The 11,225-nt window shown below is 36.9% G+C and carries 7 protein-coding genes and 1 tRNA gene; 2 read left to right on the top strand and 6 right to left on the bottom strand.

Annotation, left to right across the window (positions count from 1 at the left end):
• Window positions 1-28: 28 nt before the first annotated feature.
• Both GQ46_RS07925 and GQ46_RS07930 read right to left on the bottom strand, forming a co-directional pair.
• Entirely contained in the window at window positions 29-3,127 is a 3,099-nt protein-coding gene (locus GQ46_RS07925; protein ID WP_044400235.1) for a TAT-variant-translocated molybdopterin oxidoreductase, read from the bottom strand.
• Between the two features lie 87 nt (window positions 3,128-3,214).
• On the bottom strand, window positions 3,215-4,576 hold the full coding sequence (locus GQ46_RS07930; protein WP_369793432.1) for a c-type cytochrome: 1,362 nt from the start codon (window positions 4,574-4,576) through the stop codon (window positions 3,215-3,217).
• A 168-nt stretch (window positions 4,577-4,744) separates the two neighbouring features.
• On the opposite strand from GQ46_RS07930, the gene GQ46_RS07935 reads away from it, so the two are divergent.
• Complete coding sequence (locus GQ46_RS07935) at window positions 4,745-5,125, top strand: hypothetical protein (RefSeq protein ID WP_044400236.1); 381 nt, start codon at window positions 4,745-4,747, stop codon at window positions 5,123-5,125.
• Between the two features lie 88 nt (window positions 5,126-5,213).
• On the opposite strand, the gene infB is transcribed toward GQ46_RS07935, so the two are convergent.
• Genes infB through rimP form a run of 3 tightly spaced genes read right to left on the bottom strand, consistent with a single transcriptional unit; the run spans window position 5,214 to window position 9,745 of the window.
• A complete protein-coding gene (infB, locus tag GQ46_RS07940; RefSeq protein ID WP_044400237.1) occupies window positions 5,214-8,000 on the bottom strand; it encodes a translation initiation factor IF-2 in 2,787 nt (928 codons plus the stop codon).
• Window positions 8,001-8,038: 38 nt separating this feature from the next.
• Window positions 8,039-9,271, bottom strand: coding sequence for a transcription termination factor NusA (gene nusA, locus GQ46_RS07945; RefSeq protein WP_044400240.1), 1,233 nt, complete (start codon window positions 9,269-9,271; stop codon window positions 8,039-8,041).
• A 12-nt stretch (window positions 9,272-9,283) separates the two neighbouring features.
• On the bottom strand, window positions 9,284-9,745 hold the full coding sequence (gene rimP / locus GQ46_RS07950; protein WP_044400243.1) for a ribosome assembly cofactor RimP: 462 nt from the start codon (window positions 9,743-9,745) through the stop codon (window positions 9,284-9,286).
• A gap of 148 nt (window positions 9,746-9,893) precedes the next feature.
• Here rimP and GQ46_RS07955 point away from each other — a divergent pair, with 148 nt between their 5' ends.
• Entirely contained in the window at window positions 9,894-10,718 is an 825-nt protein-coding gene (locus tag GQ46_RS07955; protein WP_044400246.1) for a universal stress protein, read from the top strand.
• Between the two features lie 416 nt (window positions 10,719-11,134).
• Here GQ46_RS07955 and GQ46_RS07960 read toward each other — a convergent pair.
• Window positions 11,135-11,207: transfer RNA gene (locus tag GQ46_RS07960), tRNA-Gln, on the bottom strand.
• Window positions 11,208-11,225: the final 18 nt, after the last annotated feature.

The raw sequence follows: 11,225 nt of genomic DNA on the forward strand, positions 1-11,225 counted from the left end.
TTTTATAATTGTTCGTTAATTAATTCTTTTATGCTTTCGTGTTTCTCACTTTAGTATGATACTGAACATTAGGTTTAGTACCAACACTTTCTAATAAGTGATACATACGATCGTCTTTTAAAAGTTTTGCAACTTTACTTTCTTTATCGTTAATATCTCCAAAACTCATTGCGCCATTGCTACAAGCAGAAGAACATGCGGTTTCAAATTCACCATCTTTAATTTCACGACCATCGCGTTTGGCATCTAAAATTGTTTTTTGTGTTTTTTGAATACACATAGAACATTTTTCCATCACACCACGAGAACGTACCGTTACATCTGGATTGATCACCATACGCCCTAAATCATCGTTCATATAGTAATCAAACTCATCATTCCCATTATATAAGAACCAGTTGAAACGTCTCACTTTATAAGGACAGTTGTTGGCACAATATCTAGTACCTACACAACGGTTATATGCCATATGGTTTTGACCTTGACGACCGTGTGATGTTGCCGCAACTGGACAAACTGTTTCACATGGTGCGTGGTTACAATGTTGACACATAACTGGCTGAAAAGCGACCTGCGGATTATCTGCAGCAATTTCCATTTCTCCAAATCCTCCTAAAGACCCATTGTCTCCAAATAAGCCTGAGAATCCTTCTTTTTTCTCATCATCTTCTGTAAACGTGTCTTCAGAAGAATAGTATCTATCAATACGTAACCAGTGCATATCACGGCTACGACGAATCTCTTCTTTACCAACGACAGGCACATTGTTTTCAGCGTGACACGCAATAACACATGCGCCACAACCTGTACAAGCATTTAAGTCTATTGATAAGTTAAAGTGATGTCCTATTGAACGATCAAATTCATCCCATAAATCAACTTCCGGAGAAGTGACCGCCACCTCTTCGTGGTTTAAAGATACGGTTGGAACTGCATTCCAAACCGTTCTATCTTTAGTATTGAAGACCTCTAATGTTGTTTCCTTAATGATGTCTCCACGACCCATTAATGTATTTTGTAACTGTACACAGGCAAACTCGTGTAATCCAGCTGCTTTCTTAACCGTTACATTTTGTATTGTATTAAAATTCTGATATAATGGATACCCATTAACACCAGTTTTCATCTCGTCTTTTAATCCTGCAGTTCTACCAAACCCTAGCGCTAATCCAACAGATCCTTTTGCCTGACCTGGTTGAATAATTACTGGAACTGTAACTGTTTTACCGTTTACAGTAATATCTGCATAACTACCATTTAAAGCACCTGTTGCCTCGTGTTCGTTTATTAACTCTAACGCTTTAGCATCAGCTGCAGAAACGGTTAAATAATTATCCCAAGACGTTCTAGTAATTGGATCTGGAAATTCTTGTAACCATGGGTTGTTGGCTTGTTGTCCATCACCCATACCTACTTTAGTATAGAGCGTTAATTCCATCCCTTTTGAAGTTGCACTAGCCGCTAAAGCTCTTGCAGCATTTCCAGAAGGTGTTTCAACATTTTCTTCAACAGGGGCTTCTTCTTCAACTAAGGCTACTGTTGTAGTCGTTGTAAAAGAACCATCATGCAACGCCTGGTTGAAAGACTGTCCTTCAAGAATAGACTCATTCCAAAGGGCCTTGATATAATCTGAATATTTTGTATCATTTTCAGTCCACTTTAATAAAGCATCTTGAAATTGTTGTGTATTAAATAAAGGGCGAATAGTAGGCTGAATTAAGCCGAAGTGGCCTTTTTTCAATTCAACATCTCCCCAAGATTCTAAATAATGAGGTGCAGCTGCAATATACTGTGCCGCTGAAGCCGTCTCATCTGCTTTCATTGAGAAGGCAATAGACAATCCTGTTTTTTTCAATCCTTCAGCGAAATCTGAAGCATTTGGTAAGGTATATAAAGGATTAACGCCAGCCATAATAACAGCACCAACATTACCTGCTTTCATATCTTCAACTAAAGTCATGACTGCCTTGTCACTACCTTGTCTTGTTTTTATAGGTTTTTTAGTATTGAAAGCTTTACTCTCTAGCTTTTCATTAATCTCTAAAACAACTGTTTGAGCATTCACATCCTGAAGTCCAGTAACCACAACGCCATTACTTCCTGCTTTATCAAGCTCTGAAGCGGCATCTTGTACTGCTTTACTAATGGCTGCTGGTAAACTTCCTGAAAAAGCACTACCAACAATTAAGCTATGTAATTTTGCTAAGGCTAATTTTTGCTGACTTGGTGTAATAGGCACACGCTTGTCTGCATTGGCTCCAGCTAAAGACATATTTGATTCGAACTGGATGTGACGCGACATTTTTCCATTTGTAGGAATACGCCCTTGTGAATACCCAGTATCAAAACCACCACCTTGCCAATCCCCTAAGAAATCAGCTCCAAAAGCAACTATAGTAGAGGCTTTTGAAAATTCGTAATCCGCTAATCCGCGTTCACCATATTTTGCCTGAAATGCATCTAATGCCGCAGATTCTGAAACAGCATCATACGCGACATGATTTACACTTGGATATTTTTCTTTGAATTCTGCAATCAATTTATTGGTCGATGGACTTGCAAATGTTTGTGTTAATAACACAATTTGCCTACCATCAGCACTATAGGTTTTTAATTGCTCACCTGTTTCTCTGTAAAACTGTTCCCAAGAAATGGCTGTTTCACCTTTTACTGGTTCTTGAACTCTTGTACTATCATACAAGCCTAAAACTGAAGCATTCATTCTTGCATTGGCTCCACCGTCTGTTGCTGCTAACGCATTGTTTTCAATTTTAATTGGACGACCTTCTCGAGTTTTTACTAAAACACTTCCAAAATCAAAACCATCTGCAATTGTTGTTGCATAGTAATTTGCAACACCAGGAATAATACGATCTGGCTGAACTACGTATGGAATTGACTTAATAACTGGCCCTTCACATGCCGCTAATGACGCCGCGGCAGTACTAAAACCAACGTACTTTAAGAAATCACGACGTGTTGTTGACGAGCCCTCTAATGTCTCCTTATTACCTAAGAACTCATCCGTTGGAATTTCGTTAACAAACTCGTTTTGTTTTAGCGTCTCAACAATAGAACTATCTTTTAGCTCCTCAACACTTTTCCAGTATTTCTTGTTTGATGACATATTATATAATTGAATTACTTCTTAATTTATTTTTATTTTCCCTTAATGAGATCCCCATGGTCATGGAAAGTACTAAAAAACTAGTTTTTAGTAATGACACTTACCACATTCTAATCCACCCATCTGAGCTGCTGTTAATTCCTCAACACCATATTTCTTAGATAATTGCTCGTGAATTTTAGTGTAGTATGCGTTGTCTTTAACTTTTACATTTGTTTCACGGTGACAGTTAATACACCAACCCATTGTTAATGGCGCATATTGATACATCACTTCCATTTCCTCTACCGGACCATGACAGGTTTGACATTCAACACCTGCAACAGTAACGTGTTGTGAGTGATTAAAATATGCAAAGTCAGGTAAGTTATGAATTCTTGTCCATTTAACCGGCTTTGTATTTCCTGTGTATTTCTGCTCTGCATCATCCCAACCAACGGCTGCATATAATTTCTTAATCTCACCGTCATAAAACGCTTTACTGTATTCTGGCGTAGCTGTTGACTCTGCTACCTCATAAATTGACTTATGACAATTCATACAGATATTTAGTGACGGAATTCCTGAGTGTTTTGATACCCGTGCAGAAGAGTGACAGTATTTACAATCTATACCATTATCTCCAGCATGAATTCTATGCGAGTAGTGAATTTCCTGTACAGGTTCGTAGCCTTGATTTACTCCAACTTGCATAAAGTAGCCATATACAAAGTAACCTGCTGCTAATAAGAAAAATATAGCCGTTACCAAAACTAAGAATTGGTTTTGCGCAAAGGCTTTCCAAATTGGAGTGCCTTTTGACTTTTCAACAATATCAACCCCTTTTTCATCTGCAAATCGACGCAGTGTTTTGTTTACTAAAACTAAAGCACCAGCTAACAATGCAAATAATAATGCTAACGCACCTAGAATTAAGGTATTTGAAGCGCTGTCACCTCCTCCAGAAGGATTTGTTCCATCATTATAATTTGGACACCCTGGCTTTGGGTCAGCAATACAAGGATCCACAGGTGGAGCAGCAGCGGTATACGCTAAGATATTATCAATATCAGTATCTGAAAGCTGCGGAAACGCAGTCATTGCAGTACCATCGTACTCATTATAAATCTTTACGGCATAAGAATCTCCAGAATCTACCATTCCTTTACTATTCTTAATCCATTTGTAGATCCATTCTCTATCTAAACCTTCCTCTTCCGATAAACGCGTCTCAACATTTGCTAATGCAGGACCTGTCATTTTTTTATTTAATTTATGACAAGATGCACAATTGGTATTGAATAAAGCTTTACCTAATACGGCATCGCCTTCCTGAGCTGAAAGAGAAGTAGAAAACGCTAATAAAAAAATTAAGCTTAAATGAAGAATAGTAACGCCTAATTTGCGGTGAATCACCTGTTTCATATTATATATTGAATTTACTTCTAAACTTTGGTATGATTTTTTCATCTATACTTTGAAAATACAGTTTTAAAAAACTTAAGCAAAAGTAATACTTAAACTCCATTTTAGAAATCTTAAAGAAGTCTTAATTCCTAATTTAGATAAATTCTAAATAAGAAAACACCATGAAGTTTCGTTATTTACTTTTACATTTGTAACAAACACATCATCAATATGAAAAGCACATCCTTTAAAACACTCTCTATATCAGGCGCTTTACTACTTTTTGGCTTAGTAGGCCATACACAAGAAGGCCACGTAAAAGTCAAGCAGGACCCTGAAATTTCAAATTTATTGAAACTAAAAAAAGAAATAAATGCTAATGAACCGGATGGTGATCGCTATAAAATAAGCATCTTTTCTGGTAGTCGTAGCAGTGCTGAAAACGCTCAAAATGGGTACAACAATGTTTTTAGCGCCTGGCCTTCAATAATGGAATATGAACCGCCTAATTATAAAGTGTATGTCGGAAATTTTAGAAATACATTAGAACGCGATCGCGCGTTAAGAGACATAAAAAAGAAGTTCCCTAATGCTTTTTCATTTAAATATTAATACGCGGTAATACTAAACTTAAAACACCAAAAAAAAGCGACTTTCAAATTAATGAAAGTCGCTTTTTTTATCGCTATATAAAACTAAATTATTTTAATTTCTTTTTAACTTCAACCTCATGGAATGCTTCAATTACATCGCCTTCTTTAATGTCATTGTAGTTTTTAATTTGCATACCACAATCGTATCCTTTTCCAACCTCTTTTACATCGTCTTTAAAACGTTTTAAAGAGTCTAATACTCCTGTATAGACCACCACGCCGTCTCTAATTAAACGTATTTGAGAGTTTCTATAGATTTTACCGTTCATTACCATACAACCAGCAATACTACCTATCTTAGTTACTTTAAAGATTTCTCTAATTTCTGCAGTACCCGTAATTTCTTCTTTCAGTTCTGGAGACAACATGCCTTCCATAGCGTCTTTAAGCTCGTTTATGGCATCGTAGATAATTGAGTAAGTTCTAATGTCGATTTCTTCGGTATCTGCAACCTGTCTGGCATTTCCAACCGGACGTACATTAAATCCAATAATAATCGCATCAGATGCTGTTGCTAGCAACACATCACTTTCTGTAATTGCACCAACACCTTTATGAATGATATTGACATGAATTTCTTCGGTAGATAATTTCTGGAACGAATCTGTTAATGCTTCAACAGAACCATCAACATCCCCTTTAAGGATGATATTTAATTCCTGGAAGTCCCCTAAAGCAATACGACGACCAATCTCATCTAATGTGATATGACGTTGTGTTCTTACCGATTGTTCACGTTGTAATTGTGCCCGTTTAGTAGCGATTTGTTTCGCTTCGCGCTCATCGGCAAAGACATTAAATTTATCACCTGCCTGAGGCGCACCATCTAAACCTAAAATAGAGACTGGTGTTGACGGGCCGGCTTCAGCAACATCATTTCCACGCTCATCGTGCATGGCTTTTATTTTTCCACTGTTTTTACCAGCTAAAACATAATCACCCACTTTTAATGTTCCCGCCTGCACTAATATTGTCGAAACATAGCCACGACCTTTATCTAAAAAGGCTTCTACTACGGTTCCTGTTGCAGCTTTATTTGGATTTGCTTTCAGCTCTAATAATTCAGCTTCCAACAATACTTTTTCTAATAATTCTTTTACGCCCGTACCTACTTTCGCCGATATGTCATGAGACTGAATTTTCCCACCCCAATCTTCAACTAATAAATTCATTTGCGCTAACCCTTCTTTAATTTTTTCTGGATTAGCATCTGGCTTATCAATCTTATTGATTGCAAAAATAATAGGCACACCTGCAGCTTGTGCATGAGCAATAGCTTCTTTTGTTTGCGGCATGATATCGTCATCTGCTGCTGCTACAATAATAGCAATATCAGTGACTTGAGCACCACGAGCACGCATGGCTGTAAAAGCCTCGTGACCTGGTGTATCTAGGAAAGCAATTTTTTGTCCGCCATCCAGCTCCACACCATAAGCCCCTATGTGCTGTGTAATACCTCCTGATTCTCCAGCAATTACATTTTCTTTACGAATGTAATCTAAGAGCGATGTTTTACCGTGATCTACATGTCCCATTACTGTTACTATAGGCGCACGATCTACTAAATCTTCAGGCTTATCTTCTACAACAGCTATTGATTCTTTAATATCTGCCGTAACAAATTCTACTTTATAACCAAATTCTTCTGCTACAATGGTTAGTGTCTCCGCATCTAAACGCTGATTCATTGTTACCATCATACCTAAAGACATACAGGCCGAGATAATTTTAGTTACACTAACATCCATCATCGTTGCAACTTCACTTGCTGTAACAAACTCTGTTACTTTAAGGATTTTGCTTTCTGCTGCTTCTATTTGTTGATCAATTTCAGTTTGTTCTCTGTGTTGATCTCTTTTATCTCTTCTATATTTAGCGCCTTTTCCCTTGCTTGATTTCCCCTGTAATTTTTCAAGTGTTTCTCTTACTTGTTTTTTTACATCTTCCTCACTAGGCTCTTCTTTTACTATATTACGACGGCCTTGACCTGGCGCCGGTTTTTTACCTTTAAAGCGGTCATTTCCGCCTGCTCTGTTATTTCCTCCTGCAGCCCCTGGCTTATTATCGCCTGGTTTAGAAATACGACGACGCTTTCTCTTGTTAGGGTCTTCTTTTCGCTCTACTGGTTTTTTCTTAGGCTTATTGAATTGTGATAAATCAATTTTATCACCTGCAATTTTAGGCCCTGATAATTTTTGATATTTAGTCTGAACCGTTTCTGGTGCATTCTCTTCAGGTACCCCAGTTGCTTCTTCGGCTTTTTTCGGAGTCTCTTTTTCAGCAGTTTTAGCTGCTTCCTTAGGCGTCTCAGTTTTCGCTTTAGGCGTTTCTTTCTCTTCCGCTTTTACTTCAGTTTTCGCCTCAGTTTTCACCGCTTCTTTTGCAGTTTCAGCCTCAGCCTTAACTTCAGCTTTAGGCTCTGGAGTTTTAGGCTCTGGGGCTTTGGGTTCTGTTTTAGCCGGCTTCTTATCACCTTCTAAATCTATTTTACCCACTTGCTTAGGTCCTGACAAAGTTTTAGTAGCCTTGACAACTTCAGCTTTAGCGGCTTCTCTTGCCTCATCTGCTTTTTGTTTTGCCTCTAACTCTTTTTCACGTTGAAGTCTTAAATCTTCCTTTTCTTTAAGCTTTGCTTCACTTACTGCTTGCGACTTGACTTTTTTGTTTGCATCGGTCTCGAACTCATCTGAAAGCACCTTATAGGTTTCTTCAGATATTTTCGTCGTCGGACGCTTCTCGATATCGACACCTTTAGAATCTAAAAATTCTACAGCACGATCCAGAGAGATGTTAAGCTCACGTAGTACTTTATTTAATCTAATCGTTTCAGCCATAAATGTTGCCTTACTCTTTAATTTTTCCCAAATATATGTTAATCTTCGAACTCTTCCTTAAGAATTCTAAGAACATCTAAAATTGTTTCCTCTTCTAGGTCTGTTCTTTTTACTAAATCTTCAACGTCCTGCTCTAAAATACTCTTTGCAGTATCTAAACCAGCTTTACTAAATTCTGCGATAACCCAATCTTCGATTTCATCAGAGAATTCTCTTAATTCTACATCTTCTTCTGCTCCCTCTCTAAACACATCAATTTCATAACCGGTTAATTGACCAGCTAAACGAATATTATGCCCCCCTCTACCAATTGCTTTACTAACCTCTTCTGGCTTTAAAATGGCTTCGGCACGCTTATTCTCTTCATCAATTTTAATTGACGTCACCCGCGCTGGACTTAAAGCCCTGGTGATGTATAACTGAAGATTGCTGGTGTAATTTATAACGTCGATATTTTCGTTTCCTAATTCACGAACAATGCCATGAATTCTAGACCCTTTCACACCAACACAAGCACCAACAGGGTCAATTCTGTCATCATAAGAATCTACTGCTACTTTAGCTTTTTCACCTGGAATTCTAACCACGTTTTTAATGGTAATTAGTCCATCAAACACCTCTGGAATTTCAGCTTCAAATAATTTTTCTAAGAATTTAGGAGACGTACGCGACATGATAATCGTTGGCTTATTTCCTTTTAATTCTACACTATCAATAATGCCTCTTACATTATCTCCTTTACGGAAAAAATCTGAAGGAATCTGTTTGTCTTTTGGTAAAATGATTTCATTACCTTCATCATCTAATAAAATGACAGCTCTGTGACGAATATGGTGTACTTCAGCGGTATATAAATCGCCTTCTAAATCTTTAAATTGCTTAAAGATATTCGTATTATCATGCTCGTGTATTTTTGAAATCAAATTCTGACGTAATGCTAAAATAGCGCGACGCCCTAAATCTATTAACTTTACCTCTTGAGAAACATCCTCTCCAACCTCAAAATCAGGCTCAATCTTACGTGCTGCCGATAAAGAAATCTCTTGGTTTGGCTCTTCTACTTCACCATCTGCAACCACCACTCTATTTCTCCAAATTTCTAAATCGCCTTTATCTGGATTTATAATAATATCGAAGTTATCGTCATCTCCAAACTTCTTTTTTAATGCGCTTCTAAAAACATCTTCCAGTATCGCCATTAACGTTACACGATCAATTAGTTTGTCGTCTTTAAATTCTGAAAAAGAATCAATTAAGGCTAAATTTTCCATAACTCTATTGAATTAAAATTTTATCATCACTTTTGCTTCTACAATATCGTTGTAAGCAACAGTTGCTTTTTTTTGAACAGTTACTTTACCTTTTCCTACAGGCTTAGGCGTTCTTACTTTCCATTCTAAATTTATACTTTCCTCGTTTGCATCAATTAAATCTGCTTCTATAGTTTCTGCTTGTGTTTTTACCGCTATAGTTCGGCCAACATTCTTTTTAAATTGTCTTGGCAACGTTAAAGGGGCAGCCGCACCCGCCGATGCTACTTCTAAAGAAAAATCCACTTCTTCTCTGTCAAGATTATTCTCAATAGCTCTACTAATAAACATGCAATCTTCTACGGTAACTCCTTTATCACCATCAATGATGACATTTATAGCGTTATCACCTCCAATAGTCAAATCGATTAAAAACAAATCGGTTCTTTCTTCCAGAGCATCATTAAGCAAGTTTTTAACTGTAGTATTAAACATTTCAAAGTATAAAAAGAGGGGACTTTATCGTCCCCTCACATTCTTAATTTCTTACAACGGTGCAAATATACACATTTTTATTGATTTTCATAATTTTTAAAAGTCCGTTTTTTTAGTTAATTTTATAGAACTATAAAAAAAATAATCAATGAAAAAAATTCTTGTTCCTACAGACTTTTCAAATGAAGCAGAAAACGCTATAAAAGTAGCTGCTCAATTAGCCGAAAAACACAACTATGAACTCATTTTACTACATATGCTAGACCTGCCATTAATGCAACTAAATGCTGGCAGCACTCCTACCGATCTACCTGAAGCGGTTTACTTTATGAAACTTGCACACAAACAGTTTAAAGAAATTATGACCAAGCCCTATTTGGAAAAAGTAACGGTAACTGAAATGGTGGATTTTCATGATATTAACACTGGCGTTTTGGAGGTTAGCAAGAAACATAACATCGATTTAATTGTGATGGGCTCACACGGGGCAACTGGATTAAAAGAAATGTTTATTGGCTCAAATGCTGAAAAAGTTGTAAGAACTTCTGAAATACCCGTACTGGTTATTAAAAATGAACATATAAACTTTAATATTGAAGAATTTGTATTTGCTTCAGATTTTGAAAATGACAATCGTGAAACTTTTATACAAGCCACTAAATTAGCTGAGACTTTTAATGCTAAAATTCATCTTCTCATGGTAAATACAGTTTCTAATTTTACCACAACAGCATCAGCAAAAGTTAAAATTCAGGAGTTTATTGCGGGAACTAATTTCACTAATTACACGATAAACATCTACAATGATGATTCAGTAGAAAAAGGCATACTCAATTTTTCACACATTATTAATGCGGATTTAATTGGTATTAGCACTCATGGCAGACAAGGTATTGCGCATTTTCTAAACGGTAGTTTAAGCGAAGATCTTGTAAATCACGCCAATAGACCTGTAATCACCTTTAAAATATAACAAAAAAGTTGAAAGAGTTGAAATAAAAAAGTCTTCCAGAATTGGAAGACTTTTTTATTGGCTCAGTAGGGCTTACTTCGACTCATTACATGAGGTACTTTCCATGAAAATATATTTTCATTTCAGTAATGCTCAGCATAAACTTCTCGCTTAAAACCGTGCTAAAACAAAAAATCCCAAAACAATTAAGTTTCAGGATTTGTTTGTTGGCCCACTAGGGCTTGCTTCGACTGCTCTCAGCATAAACTTCTCGCTTAAAACCGTGCTAAAACAAAAAAATCCCAAAACAATTAAGTTTCAGGATTTGTTTGTTGGCCCACTAGGGCTTGCTTCGACTGCTCTCAGCATAAACTTCTCGCTTAAAACCGTGCTAAAACAAAAAAATCCCAAAACAATTAAGTTTCAGGATTTGTTTGTTGGCCCACTAGGGCTCGAACCTAGACTCTTCGGTACCAAAAACCGACGTGTTGCCAGTTACACCATGGGCCAGTGTTTCTAACAGAGTGC

The sequence above is a fragment of the Lacinutrix sp. Hel_I_90 genome (assembly GCF_000934685.1).
In the GTDB taxonomy this organism is placed as follows: domain Bacteria; phylum Bacteroidota; class Bacteroidia; order Flavobacteriales; family Flavobacteriaceae; genus Lacinutrix.